15 protein-coding genes and 1 pseudogene are annotated in these 13,818 nt (G+C 67.6%); 9 read left to right on the forward strand and 7 right to left on the reverse strand.

The features are described from left to right. Window positions 1–483 precede the first annotated feature (483 nt). Window positions 484–1,185, reverse strand: coding sequence for an AAA family ATPase (locus ACQPWU_RS29790; protein ID WP_433445040.1), 702 nt, complete (start codon window positions 1,183–1,185; stop codon window positions 484–486). Between the two features lie 567 nt (window positions 1,186–1,752). Between ACQPWU_RS29790 and ACQPWU_RS29795 the strand changes: the two genes are divergently transcribed. From ACQPWU_RS29795 to ACQPWU_RS29805, 3 genes are all read left to right on the forward strand, one after another. Beyond that, the gene (locus tag ACQPWU_RS29795) at window positions 1,753–2,367 is read left to right on the forward strand and encodes a hypothetical protein (RefSeq protein WP_433445042.1); all 615 of its coding nucleotides are present in this window, start codon (window positions 1,753–1,755) and stop codon (window positions 2,365–2,367) included. A gap of 191 nt (window positions 2,368–2,558) precedes the next feature. Continuing rightward, entirely contained in the window at window positions 2,559–3,410 is an 852-nt protein-coding gene (locus ACQPWU_RS29800) for a transposase (RefSeq protein WP_433445043.1), read from the forward strand. Next, window positions 3,356–3,949, forward strand: a complete 594-nt coding sequence (locus ACQPWU_RS29805; RefSeq protein WP_433445044.1) for a Chromate resistance protein ChrB — start codon at window positions 3,356–3,358, stop codon at window positions 3,947–3,949. Before ACQPWU_RS29800 ends, ACQPWU_RS29805 begins: the two co-directional genes overlap by 55 nt. A 46-nt stretch (window positions 3,950–3,995) precedes the next feature. Here the strand turns inward: ACQPWU_RS29805 and ACQPWU_RS29810 are convergent, their stop codons facing one another. From ACQPWU_RS29810 to ACQPWU_RS29820, 3 genes and pseudogenes are all read right to left on the reverse strand, one after another. Further along, window positions 3,996–4,208 carry a hypothetical protein gene (locus tag ACQPWU_RS29810; protein WP_433445046.1) on the reverse strand — a complete coding sequence of 71 codons (213 nt, stop codon included), beginning with the start codon at window positions 4,206–4,208 and terminating at the stop codon, window positions 3,996–3,998. Between the two features lie 2 nt (window positions 4,209–4,210). After that, entirely contained in the window at window positions 4,211–5,005 is a 795-nt protein-coding gene (locus ACQPWU_RS29815; protein WP_433445047.1) for a COG4280 domain-containing protein, read from the reverse strand. 726 nt (window positions 5,006–5,731) lie between these two features. After that, window positions 5,732–6,229, reverse strand: a pseudogene (locus ACQPWU_RS29820) (recombinase family protein); the annotation flags it as partial. A gap of 345 nt (window positions 6,230–6,574) precedes the next feature. Between ACQPWU_RS29820 and ACQPWU_RS29825 the strand changes: the two are divergent. The 3 genes from ACQPWU_RS29825 to ACQPWU_RS29835 all read left to right on the forward strand — a co-directional run bounded on the left by ACQPWU_RS29825 (window position 6,575) and on the right by ACQPWU_RS29835 (window position 9,297). After that, window positions 6,575–7,153, forward strand: a complete 579-nt coding sequence (locus tag ACQPWU_RS29825) for a TetR/AcrR family transcriptional regulator (RefSeq protein ID WP_433445048.1) — start codon at window positions 6,575–6,577, stop codon at window positions 7,151–7,153. An 86-nt stretch (window positions 7,154–7,239) separates the two neighbouring features. Beyond that, window positions 7,240–8,115 (forward strand): SDR family oxidoreductase, encoded by an 876-nt coding sequence (locus tag ACQPWU_RS29830; RefSeq protein ID WP_433445049.1) that lies wholly within the window; start codon window positions 7,240–7,242, stop codon window positions 8,113–8,115. Between the two features lie 57 nt (window positions 8,116–8,172). Then, window positions 8,173–9,297 (forward strand): reverse transcriptase domain-containing protein, encoded by a 1,125-nt coding sequence (locus ACQPWU_RS29835; RefSeq protein ID WP_433445320.1) that lies wholly within the window; start codon window positions 8,173–8,175, stop codon window positions 9,295–9,297. A 130-nt stretch (window positions 9,298–9,427) separates the two neighbouring features. Here the strand turns inward: ACQPWU_RS29835 and ACQPWU_RS29840 are convergent, their stop codons facing one another. After that, window positions 9,428–9,784 (reverse strand): ester cyclase, encoded by a 357-nt coding sequence (locus tag ACQPWU_RS29840; protein WP_433445050.1) that lies wholly within the window; start codon window positions 9,782–9,784, stop codon window positions 9,428–9,430. Between the two features lie 273 nt (window positions 9,785–10,057). Then, window positions 10,058–10,597, reverse strand: a complete 540-nt coding sequence (locus tag ACQPWU_RS29845; RefSeq protein ID WP_433445051.1) for a hypothetical protein — start codon at window positions 10,595–10,597, stop codon at window positions 10,058–10,060. A gap of 216 nt (window positions 10,598–10,813) precedes the next feature. Between ACQPWU_RS29845 and ACQPWU_RS29850 the strand changes: the two genes are divergently transcribed. The 3 genes from ACQPWU_RS29850 to ACQPWU_RS29860 all read left to right on the forward strand — a co-directional run bounded on the left by ACQPWU_RS29850 (window position 10,814) and on the right by ACQPWU_RS29860 (window position 12,510). Continuing rightward, the gene (locus ACQPWU_RS29850; RefSeq protein WP_433445053.1) at window positions 10,814–11,101 is read left to right on the forward strand and encodes a transposase; all 288 of its coding nucleotides are present in this window, start codon (window positions 10,814–10,816) and stop codon (window positions 11,099–11,101) included. Next, window positions 11,098–11,745, forward strand: coding sequence for an IS3 family transposase (locus tag ACQPWU_RS29855; protein WP_433445054.1), 648 nt, complete (start codon window positions 11,098–11,100; stop codon window positions 11,743–11,745). Before ACQPWU_RS29850 ends, ACQPWU_RS29855 begins: the two co-directional genes overlap by 4 nt. Before the next feature lie 87 nt (window positions 11,746–11,832). Beyond that, entirely contained in the window at window positions 11,833–12,510 is a 678-nt protein-coding gene (locus ACQPWU_RS29860) for a response regulator transcription factor (RefSeq protein WP_433445055.1), read from the forward strand. 4 nt (window positions 12,511–12,514) lie between these two features. Here ACQPWU_RS29860 and ACQPWU_RS29865 read toward each other — a convergent pair whose 3' ends face one another. Next, a complete protein-coding gene (locus tag ACQPWU_RS29865) occupies window positions 12,515–13,804 on the reverse strand; it encodes a HAMP domain-containing sensor histidine kinase (RefSeq protein WP_433445056.1) in 1,290 nt (429 codons plus the stop codon). Window positions 13,805–13,818: the final 14 nt, after the last annotated feature.

The following is a 13,818-nucleotide window of genomic DNA, read 5'->3' on the forward strand; positions in this document are numbered from 1 at the left end:
GGGGATCGAAGCGGTCGCGTTGCTTGACGCAGGCGCCTGCGCGCACGATGGACCTGCAACGGCGGCCCCGGCCGACACCACCACCTGCGAATAGCCACCATCGGCCGCTGGGACGACATCGTCGAGTCGTACTCACCGTCACTGGCCCCAGCATCACGATCCAAGCACCCACCGGCCTCGAATGCGGCACCGGCATTCCTCTACCCGCCGGAACCCGCCTCCTGGCGGATACGCTTCCGGGCCCACGGACGCAACCGTGGACGGGCCGCCATGGCCGTCTGGACTGACGAGGGCGGCCCCATCCTCGAACACCACCTGATCTGTACCTGGCCCGCGCGCCTCCCGCAGACCAGACCATCGTCAAGATCAGACAACGTCGGCGCCGAATTCCGTTAGAGGGTGTTGCTGAACCTCAAGGCCGGAGTGGTTGATCTAGGTTTCGCCGAGGCGTGGACACACTCTTACCGGTGCCCGGCGTATCCGTCACTCCGCCGCCGGCCGCTGTCGCCTCCGCGCCTCGGAGGCATTGCCGTGTGCGAGCGAGGGCCATCGGTCCGCGGCCCACTCCGGCCAGCCCGGCCACCCCGCCGGCGGACCGGGGATGTCGCCGCCGCCGAGTTCGGCGGCATCTGGCGCCTGGAACTGCTTGCGCCATTTGTCGATGTCCGCCTCGCTCATCGGAAATGTCGTGTGCGGTGCGGTTGCTTGGCGGTGTGCGATCCGGGCGCGTTGGACGTCGGTGTCGATGGGCAGGTAGATGACGTGGCAGGCTGCCCCGGCCGATGTTGCCAGCCAGCGCAGTGCCGAGCGTTCGTCGCGGCTCCAGAGCCCGAAGTCGAGCACGACGTTGGTGCCCAGTTGCAGCGCTTGCAGCGCTAGTGCGATGAGCCGTCCTTCCAGGATGTCGCGCTTGCCGTCGGGCTGCGACCCGTCGAACAGGCAGATCATCCACTCGTCCGGGGTCAGCCGCAGCGCGCGGTGCGCCGCGGCGAGTTCTTCGGCCCGGGTGGTCTTTCCGGCGCCGGGGAGCCCGACCATCAGGAGAAGCTTGGCGGGTTCGGGCTGCACGTCATGGTCCGGCTTCGCTTTCGCGGTGGCTGCGGCCGGCTTGTCGGCGACGGCGAGGCATGCCTCGGACGTGCGAGGGAAAAGGTCTTGGTTCGTTGGATGGAACTGCTGCGACATGGATTTGCTCCCCGGATCACACAGGACGATCCGGCAGCACAGCGAGACACGAGATTGGGCTGCCGGCGAGACACCGATCCGGCGGTACACCCTGGCACTGACCCCGGGCGGGGCCGGCAATGAGGCCGCGGTCTACGGCAACCGCGATACCGCCGCTAAACGGCGGCGCGGATGTTCATAGCGGCGAAGCAACCCATGCCCCCACCATATCCGACAGCACCAGCATGGGTCGTCGACCGCGGCCGCGGTCAGTGACCGTTCGGTCCTGCCACTGCCGATCAGCTTGTCATTTAGGTTCAAACTTCGCGTTGGTGCCGTTTGGCGGCGAAGCCGCATCTTAGGTCGCAGAACGGGTTGTGCCGGTTTCGCGGATGGTGGCTGGTGGCAGCGCCATCCATCGCAACATGCCCCCGGAGTGCTCCGGTCGACAGACGTGGGATGAGCGAGATCTCCGCGGTGATCGAGCTCTGCGCTGCCCTCCTGGTGATCCGGAAATGTCGTGATCGGTCGCTACTCTGTCGTCTCCACTTGTCGAGAGGGGAGAGCATGAGTCCGGTTACGCCCGAGATGATCAACTACTACATACAGTTCTGCAAGGATCTCGGCCGGGTGGATCCCTATATCAACGACGCGATGTTCTGGATGGTAGTGCAAGGGCGCGAGGAGCCACTCACCGTCGCCGATGTCGCCCGTCGGCTGGGTGCCGACCCCGACACGGCGATTCCCCGCACGGTGCTGGAGCTGGGGGATCATGTCGTCCTGGAACAGAGCGACCACGGTGTGATCGTGCTGGCGCAGAACCGCTATCCCAGCGATCCCGACATCTGGGCCAGCCTGACCGAGAACGCGCAGGCGTGGGGTTTCTGGTGTCTGGTCAACAATGCCCACGAGTTGTTCTATGCGGCCGATGGTGTTCTCGTCACATCGGTGGCGCAGATCTCGTCGCCCTACGGCCCGGAGTGCTTCGGTCAGGACCCTGCCGCGCTCGATGGCTATCTGGGGGCCTTGCGGGCGTTGGGGGCACGGATGAAGGCCGATGACGAGGCGGGCGTGACACCCGCCGCGCCCTATCCTGACTGGGAGACTGCATTGGCGACCGTTGAGGCGTTGACCGGCGTGCGCTTGGACGTCGACCGGTTTACCCGAGAGCAACTGTCTGTCCAGGTTTCCGGCTTGATGTGATCGCACTCAGCACGGTCACTGTCACGTTCGCGCTTGCCGTGTTCGGTCGCAATCGTGATGTTTCGCGCATAGCGGATTGTGGCGGTTTAGGCATGGTGTGTCGCCGTGACATGGGACGGTCACCGTCTCATCTTCGGCTCGTGCAAATTCTCCGAGGCGAGGCAGTGGCCGCGATGTCCACTCGGGCATGCGTGACGGCGACGCGAACCGATAGCCGCGAAACCCACGCCGATCGCGGTGGCCTGGCAGGGCTGTGGCAGTTCCGGCTGGACTTCTACGCGTGCCTGACCACGCGGCGCGATGAGCTGTTCGAGCTGGCCGCGGCGGTGCTGTGCACCGATGGGCCGGTCAGGACGCTGGTGGACCTGGCGCTGGCGCCCGAGCACCGGCGTGGGCATGGAGCCCTCTATGACGGGCTGAACCACGGCCGGATCGAGATCGGGCGGTTGCGCCGGGCCATGACGACGTTGCCGTTGCCGCGGGCCGCCGACGGCCGGATCGTGCTCGCGGCGGACGTGTCGCCATGGTTGCGGCCCGACGCCACCAGCCCGGATCGGTCCTTCTGCCACACCTACGGCCGGAGCGAGAAGACCACGCACCAGATGATCTCCGGCTGGCCGTACTCCATCGTCGCCGCGCTGGAGACCGGCCGCACCTCCTGGACCGCGCTGGTGGACGCGATCCGGCTGGAGGCCGGCGCGGATGTCGCCGCCGTCGCCGCCGGCCAGCTCCGCGATGTCGTCGTCCGCTTGGTGGAGGCGGGTCAGCACACCGAAACCGACCGCGACATCCTCATCGTGGTCGACGCCGGCTACGACGTGCCCCGGCTGGCCTTCCTTCTGGGTGATCTACCGGTGGAGGTCCTGGGCAGAATGCGCAGGTGGAGTAGCCCCGCTGAGGTGCGAACGCTCCGCCCGCCTTCCGGGGCGGCGCCCGGTGTCGCGCACGGATACGATCGAGTGGTCCAGTACGGAGGAGGAGGCGCACGTTGCCGGGCACGGAGGAGGCGAAGGGCGGCGCGCAGGAGGCCGCCGAGCCGGTGAAGCCTGTCACCTGGCTCATGCTGATCTACCGGGTGCCCAGCGAGCCGACCAGGCTGCGGGCGGCGGTCTGGCGCAGGCTCCGCAACCTCGGCGCCGTCTATCTGCAGAACTCCGCGGCCGCCGCGCCGCGCACCCCGCAGAGCGAGCGGGCCCTGCGGGCGCTGCGCAGCGAGATCGTCGAATCGATGTCCGGCCAGGCGTTCTTGGTCAGCACCTCCTCGGTCATCGGCGAGTCCGACCTGGTCGCCCTCTACAACGCCGCCCGCGACGACGAGTACGAAGAGATCCTCGACAAGTGCGCCGACTTCCACAAGGAAGTGGAGAAGGAGGTGCGGGCGAAGCACTTCACGTACAGCGAGCTAGAGGAGAACGAAGAGGACCTCTCCAAGCTCAAGGGCTGGTACGAGAAGGTCAAGGCCCGCGACGTCCTGGGCGCCGCGCGGCGCAAAGAGGTCATCAAGGCGCTCGAGGAGTGCGCGAAGACGCTGGAGGAGTTCGCCGCCTCCGTGTACGAGGCCGAGGACAGCGCGATCTTCTAGCACCGGCGCCAGGTGAGCGCGCAGGGCCCACCCGGCCGGCGAACGGCTACCGGTCGCGCGTGTCGATCCGCAGCGCTATGGCGAAGGCGGCCATCAGGCAGACGCCGAGCACCGGTGCGAACACCACGGCCGACACGGCGAACGCCAGCAGCACCACCGTGCCCAGCGCCAGCGTGACGACCACGGCTACGGCGATCTTCCAGTCGTCGCCGACGATCAGGTCGTACCAGAACTGCCCGAACCCTCGGATGAATCCCATGTCTAGCTCCCGGAAGTAGTCGGGACGGCCTCGGACCGCGTCGCCGAAGGCCGGCTGAGCGCGCGCACCAGCAGGCGGGACAGCCCGAACCAGACGGCGACGAGCACCAGGATGGCCAGGTCGGAGCCCGGCCACTCCAGGCTCTCGTGACTCTCGGTGAAAATGCCGAGCCCCTCCACCGACCAGAACGTGCCGAATCCCGCCAGCAGCAGCCCGACGCCGTACTTGAGGGTGTTCTCCGGCACCTTCGACAGCGGCCCTCTGACGGCGATGCCTACGACGAGGACGAGGAGCACGCCGATGACGGCCGCCGTGATCGCCACCGGCATGTTGCCCGCGTTGAGGCCGAAGGTGATGACGATGAAGACCACCTCGACGCCTTCGAGGAAGACGCCCTTGAAGCTGATCATGAACGAGAACCAGTCGAGCCCCGCGGACTTGACCTCGCCCGCGTTCTTGGCCGCCGCCACCCCCTCGGCGAAGATCTGCTCCTCGTCGTGCATGGCCTTGCGCCCCGACGACCTCAGGATCGCCTTGCGCAGCCACTGCAGGCCGAAGATCAGCAGGAGGCCGCCGATCGCGAGCTGCAGTGCCGCCTTGGGCAACCAGGTCGCGATGGCGTAGCCGGCGGCGGCGGTGAAGGCGGTCAGGGCCACGAGGGCCGCCGCCGCCCCCATGAGGGTGGAGCGCCAGCTCCGGGTCATGCCCATGGCCATGACGATCGTCAGCGCTTCCACCATCTCCACGATCGAGGCCAGCAGCACTGCCGCGCCCAGGCCCCATGCGGCCGCATCCATCGGCCTACATCCTTCCGTTGCGTTATAAACGTAACAGTTGTTAGTTTGCTCATATATCTACGGATATGTCTATGCAGGTCTCGATGGCTCGTCCGCGCCAGGTCGTGGATCCACGGCTCGGGCACCTCCCGCGCCCGTCCGGGCGCCGGCCACCTCGCCGCAGGACCTCACCGAGCCGGGCGAGGTCGCGTGCCTAACAGATCCCGATGTCCGCCAGCGCGTTGCCGTTGCGGTCGACCGTGATCTCGGCGTCGTGCTCGGCACCGAGCCGCTGTCAGAGGTGTGGGAGAGCAGTTCGGGCAGCCGCAGTCCCGTCGCGCGCTCGGCCAGGATCCCCAGCACGCAGGTCAGGGTCGAGCGAGGAAGCCCTGGCAGAGGGCACTGAGCGGCACAGCGCGCCGACCGCCACGGCGGCCGCCGGCGCTTAACCTGGCCATAACGTTACTACTCTGCGTGACATGCGAATTCCGCCACGCTTTCGCAGCAGCGGTATCGCGTCTCGGGGAGCCAGCGTCGTCCTATGGGCCGTGATGTTGTCCGTCATGGTGGTGGCGGGTGAGTTGGGAGAGCCGGCGCTGCCTTCCCCGCACATGCTGATACCACTGCTGATCGGGCTGGTCATGGCCGTCACCGGTCTTGTACGCGACCGCCCACCGGCTCCGCTCACCCGGGCCGGGGTACCGGGAAGATCCGGCCGGGTATTGGCGCTAAGCGCTGAGCCGCAGGTCAGGCATCTGATCCGTGGATGATGCGGTGGATGGTGGAGCGGCCGACGCTGCACTCGGTGGCGAGGTCGGCGAGGGAGACCTCGCCCTCGGCGTAGCGGCGGCGGATGGAGCGGGGGGCGGGCGCGGGCAGTTTGGGCTGCTTGCCCTTGAGCTTGCCGTTCTTCTTCGCCAGCGCCATGCCTTCGCGGGTGCGCATGTGCCCGAGATTGGCCTCGAACTCCGCGACCATCGCGAGGGTCTGGAGGAACAGCCGGCCGAACGGGTCGTTCCAGTCGTAGACCGACGTGCCGAGTCCGAACAGGACGCCCCGCTTGGACAGCCCGGTGAGGATGTCGTTGGCTTCGGCCATGTTGCGGGCGAACCGGTCGAACTTGGTGACGGTGAACACCGAGCCGTCCCAGCACGCGGCGAGGGACTGGTCGAGGCCGTTGCGGTTGCGGCGGGTGGTGCCGGAGAATCCGCGGTCGATGTAGATCCGGTCCTCGGGGACACCGAGCGCGAGGAGCTGCTCGGTCTAGATGATCACATCCTGCTCATCGGTGCTGCAACGGGCGTATCCGACACGGCGCGTCTCGTTCACCCGTCCAGAGTGTTCCGCATAGCCCCCTTCACCGGAACGATTCGCGGAACAGCTATACGGAACACCCTGGCCTGGGGGTCTGTTTCGGCCGGGTGGTGTTCCGGTGGGGGATCCTCTAACGGAACAGCCGCTGTGATCAGACTCCGTCGGCTACCTCCCGAAGGCCGAGTTTGTCTGGACGCCCCTCCTTGGCTAAATTACGTTACGTATCAGTTTCGTTTCGTTAATCGGGGGTGGGTGATGTCAGATGGCGGCAGGTCCGTGCCGACGCGCGGCAGGCCCCGGGACACCGGTCGTGACGTCGCGATTCTTGAGGCGACGCTGTCGGTGCTGACCGAGGTCGGATACGACCAGCTGACGATCGACGCGGTAGCGGCCCGGGCCGGGGTCGGCAAGCCGACGGTCTACCGCCGCTATCCGGGCAAGGCCGCTTTGGTGGCCGCGGCGGTCGAGCACCGGGCGCCGGGAACGCCCCCGGCCACCCCGCTGGGCGATCTGCGTGCGGCGCTGCTGGCGACCGTGCAGTGGCTGGCCGATCAGATCGCCGAACAGGAGATCGGATTGCTGGGCGCCTTGTTCGCCGGCATGCGCAGCGACCCCGGCCTCGCCGCAGAGATGCGGCGGATCCTGCGCCGCGACGAAGCGGCGATGACCCGGCAGCCGTTCCGCGACGCCATCGAAAGCGGTGAGCGGCTGACGCCTGGTGCGGCCGAACTGTTTGCCGAGATCGCCCCGGCCCTCATCGTGCACCGGCTCGTGGTCGCCGGCCAACCCTGCGACCGGCCGTTCCTGGAGCACCTCGTCGACGACGTCCTCCTTCCGCTGCTCCAACGGCGATGACACCCACCCGCAACGTCAGGGCCCGTAGCCCCCACGTCGCCAGCACACCGCGATTCCGTGAGACCCACCGACACGAGGACTTGATCATGATCGTCATCACCGGTGCGACCGGCGCCCTCAACGGCGCCACCGTCGAACACCTGCTCAAGCTCGTCCCCGCCGACCAGATCGGCGTCAGCGTGCGCGACGTCGCCAAGGCCCAGCACCTCGCCGACCGCGGTGTGCGGGTACGGCGCGGCTCCTACGACGACCCGGACGCCCTGCGCGACTCGTTCGAGGGCGCCGAGCAGGTGCTTCTGGTCTCCTCCAATGACCCCACCGCCGACGCCGTCACCCTGCACCGCACCGCCATCGAAGCCGCGGTCACGGCCGGCGCGCAGCGCATCCTGTACACCAGCCACCAGGGCGCCGGCCTCGACAGCCCGTTCCCACCCGCGCGCGACCACGCCGCCACCGAAGCGATCCTCGCCGACACCGGCATCGCCTGGACCTCGCTGCGCAACGGCTTCTACGCCCACAGCCTTGACTGGCTGCTCGGCCCCTGGCAGCAGACCGGCACCATCACCGCCCCCGCCGACGGCCCCGTCTCCTGGACCGACCGCGCCGACGTCGCCGAAGCCGCCGCGCTCATCCTCGCCGGCGACCGCTCCTTCGACGGCCCCGTCACCCTCACCGCCGCCGACGCCGTCACCTTTGACGATGTCGCACAGATCGCCTCCGCCCTCACCGGCCGCACCATCGAACGGGTCGTCGCCGACGACGAGCAGTGGATCGCCGACCGGGTCGCAGCGGGCTCCCCCGAGGCCATGGCCCGGCTTACCCTCACCACCTTCCAAGCCGCCCGCCAAGGCCGCTTCGCCGGAGTCGACCCGATCCTGACTGAACTCCTCAGCCGCGCCCCGCGCTCGGTCACCGACCTGCTCACCGACCGCATCACCGGACAAACCCACAGCAGCCACTGACCCCGGCAGCCGACGGCAGCCGCCCAGTCGGTGGGTGTTGAGAGGGCCTGCTCGATCGTGCGGTTCAGGAGGGGGACCGGGTGGTCGACGGCGGCGTCATCACCGACCCCGACCAGAACCGGCTCCAGCCCGAAGAACACGAGGCCTACCAGTTTCTTCACCTGGGCCGAAGCCCCCACGGTCGCTGACCGGGTTGCCCAGACCGTGGTGGCCAGGCATCTGGGAATTCGCGTGGATCCTGTGTTCCATGAGGACTCCTACGGCTACCGGCCCGGGAAATCGGCCCTTGATGCGGTGGAGCGCTGCCGGCGGCGTTGTTGGAAGCGGGATTGGGTGATCGACCTCGACATCCAGAAGTTCTTCGACAGCGTCCGGTGGGACCTCGTCGTCAAGGCCGTGGAGACTCACACCGACGCCGTGTGGGTGAAGTTGTATGTCCAGCGGTGGCTTCAAGCCCCGCTGCAACTGCCCGACGGCACTGTGCAGTTGAGGGACCGAGGGACTCCCCAGGGGTCGGCGGTCTCACCTGTTCTGGCGAACCTGTTCATGCATTACGCGTTCGACACCTGGCTGATGCGCCACTACCCGCAGGTCGAGTTCGAACGTTATGCCGACGATGCGGTTGTGCACTGCGTCAGCGAGGACCAGGCCCGCAAGGTTCTGGCAGCGCTTGCGAACAGGATGGAGGAAGTCGGGCTACGACTGCATCCCGACAAAACCCGGATCGTGTACTGCAAGGACCAATCACGGCGTGGCTCGTACGAACACGTCGCGTTCACGTTCCTGGGGTTCACGTTCCAGCCAAGGCAGGCGCAGGACAAGTACGGGAGGCGGTTTCTCAGCTTCCTTCCTGCGATCAGCAATGACGCCCTCAAAAGGCTCGCCGCCGTCGTCCGTGCATGGCGGCTGCACCAGCGGGTCAACCTCACTGAGCAAGAACTCGCCAAGGCGATCAACCCGATCGTGGCGGGTTGGATGCGGTACTACGGCCGGTTTTACCGATCGAAGCTGTATCGGCTCCTGACGCGCATCAACGCCTATCTGATGCGCTGGGTCCGCTCGAAGTACAAACGGCTGCGGGCGAGGAAGAAGGCCCACCAGGCGTGGCTGAGGGTCACCAAGCAGTACCCGAGGCTGTTCGCGCACTGGCGCTGGATCACCACCATGCCCGCCGTCTGGTGACCAGGGTGACAAGAGCCGTATAAACCGAGAGGTTTACGTACGGATCTGTGGGAGCCGGGAGGTGAGATCCCTCCCGGCTACCCGACCATAGGAACGATGATCGTTTCCTGGATTCGCGAGGGTTTGATCGTCAGGTGGTGCTGCGATATGTCCACATTTCGGCCATCTGTCCATCCGCCACCCGAACCAGCCAGATCAGGTCGGTCCCCGGCGTATCGAGGTCCTGACCCTGACGAACGCTGCCAATGGCTGCGATCCGATCAGCCTCAGCAAGGATGCGTTCAATGTGGAAGTGAAGGTCCGGCTGCGCCGCTTTGATCTGCTCAATCGCACGTTGCACACCTGTTGGGCCGACCACCTCGGGGTGGGCGTGGTCGATCCAGTCTTGGCTGAGGATGTCGGGGGCGGCGGAGACATCGCCGGTGTTCCACATATCGAAATAGCGTTCCACTACCTGCTTGGATGCTGTGGCGACCGCTTCGTTCATCAACCTTGTGCTCCTGTCTGGGTTCCGCTGTGATGTTGAGCCCACCTTATGGCGGACATGTCCGCGGTGATCGCCAGGAATCTTGTGGTCTTCGGGGGGATGCCACGCCTTGGCCACATCCAGCGTGTCTATGCCATAAAGCGAAAGACGCTCGGCTTGGGCAGCCCAGCCAAGCGTCTCGCTATGCTTCTCGCAGCCACCAATTGATCACGTGTGTTGCGACGACCCCTAGAAAGCGCCGAGTGAGGTGGGGGACTTTGATGGTGCTCTGAGTCAACTTGACGGCGTCGTGCCCACTGGGAAGCCATACAACTCGCGAAGCCTGGTAGCGATGGCCCTTCCGGCGGCGGTTACTGCTCCAAAGAACTCGCTGTTGTGGCTGGGATCCGTTCCGGATTCGCGCGTCCAGTACATCGGAAAGGCGGCCGCTGTCAGGCGCTCCACCGCTTCGATCACTGGAGGATGCAGAAGAAGGGCGGACTCGTGGCTGCACCGTACGTTCGCATGCATGGCTGCCGCGCGCAGCTCTTGGCCACTGTCGCTCTCACGCCAGTCCAGTTCCGCAGCTTCCGCCTTTTGCTGCTCCAAGGCGATCGCGTTCACGGTTCTCAGCAGGTCGTGAATGGCCGCATGCATGGCGCGGAGCCCATCACGCTCAAATGCGACTCGATTTAAGTGTTCGGCTTGTTGGCGCTCGGCGTCGCGAATCTCCTGCGTGTTCCGTCTGGTCCAGCGGGTGCGGAACAGTTCTAGCAGGTAACTCGCGACGAAGCCGAGGACAAGCGTGATCAGGGGCAACAGCACGGTGAGCATGTCGCCCACCATCTCCGATCTGGCATTGGGTGTCCACGGGGGACTACCCAAAGCTGCTATGGACCTATCGAAAGTCTGAAGGCAAGTTCAGGAAGCTTCGCCATCGAGCCGGTTGAGGAGCCCGTTGAAGATCTGTTCGCGGGCGACTGGAGTTGGCCCGGTTTGGTGGACACCTGATCTCTGGGGAACCCTGGTTCCCGGAAGAAGGAGTCTGCTGTGCCGAACAACTATCCGCCGGAGTTTCGCCGGCAGATGGTGGAGCTGGTGCGCGCCGGGCGGACGCTGGAGGAACTGGCCAAGGAGTTCCAGCCCTCCGCGCAGTCGATCCGTACCTGGGTGCGCCAGGCCGATCTGGATGATGGCCGCCGCCAAGACGGGGTGACCAGCGCTGAGAAGGAGGAGCTGGCCCGGCTGCGGCGCGAGAACAAGATTCTCCGTGAGGAGAAGGAGATCTTGCGGAAGGCCGCGGTTTTCTTCGCGCGGGAGACGGATCTGCCGAGATGATGTTCCGGCTGATTCATGTGGAGAAGGACCACCACGAGGTCTCCCTGCTGGCCCGTGTGCTGGGTGTGTCGCGCCAGGGCTACTACGCCTGGGCGGCCCGGCAGCGGCGCGGCCCGTCGGTGCGAGCCCGCCGCGACGCCGAGCTGACTAAGCGGATCCGGGCGCATCACCAGGCCTCCGATGAGATCTATGGGGCGCCGCGCATCCACGCCGACCTGCGGGAGCTGGATGGGGTCCGGGTGGGCCGAAAGCGGGTGGCCCGGCTGATGCGCGCCGCCGGGCTGGCCGGGGTGAGCCGGCGGAAGGGATGTCGCACCACCTTCGCCGACAAGCGCGCCACGGCCGCCTCGGACCTGGTCAAACGCCAGTTCGCCGCGGCTGAGCCGGACCGGGTCTGGACCGCTGACATCACGTATGTGCCCACCTGGGAGGGCTTCGTCTATCTGGCGGTGGTGCTGGATGTGTTCTCTCGCCGGATCGTCGGCTGGGCGATGGCCGAGCACATGCGCACCGAGTTGGTGACCGACGCACTGGCGATGGCGCCCGTCCGGCTCCGGTCATCTGCCGGCATGCTCGGGCTGTGCGACACCGAGGAGGACGTGGACGCATGTACGCGGCGCTCTCCGAGGACGGGCAGCCGCTGATACGGCTGAGCGCCTACGGCTTAGCAGGAAGTTCGGCTGGGTCAACGACTGCTTCGGCGTCTCCTGGCAGCCCGTACCATCGGGCGCATGACGTGTGTGCTGGTCGTGGAGGACGACCTGGTCATCAGGTCCGAGCTGGTCGAGGCGCTGGCCGCCCAGGGCTACGAGGTGGAGCCGGCGGCGGACGGGGCCGAGGCGCTGCAGGCGGCCGAGCGGCACGAGCCGGATCTTGTCCTGCTGGATCTGGGGCTGCCCGATGTGGACGGGGTGGCCCTGTGCCGGCGGCTGCGGTCGAGGGTGCCGGAGACGGTGATCGTCGTGCTGACGGCTCGCACCCAGGAGTTCGAGGTCGTGGTGGCGCTCGACGCGGGCGCCGACGACTACCTGACCAAGCCGTTCCGGCTGACCGAGCTGATGGCCAGGATCCGCGCCCACCTGCGCCGGCGCGGCCCGGCTCCGGGGGAACGCGTGCTGACGGCTGGGCGGTTGCGGCTCGACGTGCCCGCCCGGCGCGCCTACGTCGGGCAGGCGGAGCTGGCGTTGCGGCCCAAGGAGTTCGACCTGCTGATAGCGCTGGTCAGCCGGGCGGGTGAGGTGGTGACGCGCGAGCAGCTCATGGACGAGGTGTGGGACGAAAACTGGTTCGGCCCTACCAAGACGCTGGACGTGCACGTGTTCGCGCTGCGTCGCAAGCTGGCCGAGCACGGTGAGGGGATGGAGCGGATCGTCACGGTGCGGGGGCGCGGCTACCGCTACGAGCCATGATCCGTCAGATGTCGTGGCCCGGCAGCAGCAGGCTGAACAGCGGCGGGCTGTTCCGGCTGAGCACCAGCCTGCCGCCCTCGGCCTCGGCCAGCGAGCGGGCCAGGGCGAGACCGATGCCGTGGCTGCGGCCGCTGACCCTGACGAACGGGTCCGCCCCTTCGGCCAGGCCCGGCCCGTGATCGCTCACCTCGACGGCCATCCCTGGCCCCACGTCGGCGACGGTGACCATGACCTCGCCCTTGCCGTGGCGCAGGGCGTTGTCGAGCAGGACGCGCAGGATCTGCCGGACGGCCGCGGGCTGGGCCGTCACCGGCGGCAGCCCGGGCTCCACGGTGATGGTCAGGCGGCGGCCCCGCTCGGCCAGCGGGCTGTGCCACTCCTGCCGGATCTCCTCCATCAGAGCGTCCACGTCGAGCTGCTCGCTCGGCACGCGGGCGTCGCGGCTGAGCCGTACGAGATCGTCGATGACCTCCTGCAGCCGCTCGCCTCTGGCCAGCGCGGCCCGGACCGCCGGGGCGAGGTCCGCGCCGGGGCGGGACAGCGCCGATTCCAGGCCGAGCAGCAGGCCGGTCAGCCCGGTGCGCAACTGGTGGGAGACATCGGCGCTGAAGGCCCGCTCGCGGGCGAGCACGTCGCCGAGGCGGCGCGCCGTCGACTCCAGCGCCTGCCCGGCCTGGTCGGCCTCGCGCAGTCCGGAGGGGGAGGCGCGGACGCTGAAGTCGCCGCCCCCGAGCGCCTGCGCCGCGGCGGTCAAGCGCTCCAGCGGGGCGGCGAGCCTGGCCGACTGGCGTACGGCCGCGCCCGCGGCCAGGGCGATCACGACCAGCGCGAGCCCGCCCATGAGCAGCCACGCCTCGTGGATGCGTTCCTCGACTTCGGAGTTCGGCGTCGCCACGCGGATGACCAGCGAGAGGCCCTCGTCGGAGGGGACGGGTGCGGTCACAGCCAGGAAACCGCCCTCCACCGTGTCGTGCACGCGGCCGTCCTTGCTGGAGGCGGCAACGCTGGAGTGCGTGGGGCCGTTGCCGAACACCCGGGTGCCGGACACGCTGTAGCCGCCGATGGCCAGCTCGCCTGACAGGCCGGTCGGCAGTTTCAACGGCACCCTCGGCTCGTCGGGGACCGCGGCGGCGACCCAGGCGGCGTCGCGTTGCAGCGCGGCCACCGTCTGGTCGTGGTAGAGCAGTTTCACCGCGACTGCCAGCGGCACCAGGAACAGCGCGACGGCCAGGACGGTCACGCTCAAGATCACCACCAGCACCCGCCGCCGCAGCGGCACGCCCTGTGCTGTCACCCCTCCAGGTTGGC

The sequence above is a fragment of the Nonomuraea sp. CA-141351 genome, assembly GCF_050944675.1.
Classification (GTDB): Bacteria; Actinomycetota; Actinomycetes; order Streptosporangiales; family Streptosporangiaceae; genus Nonomuraea.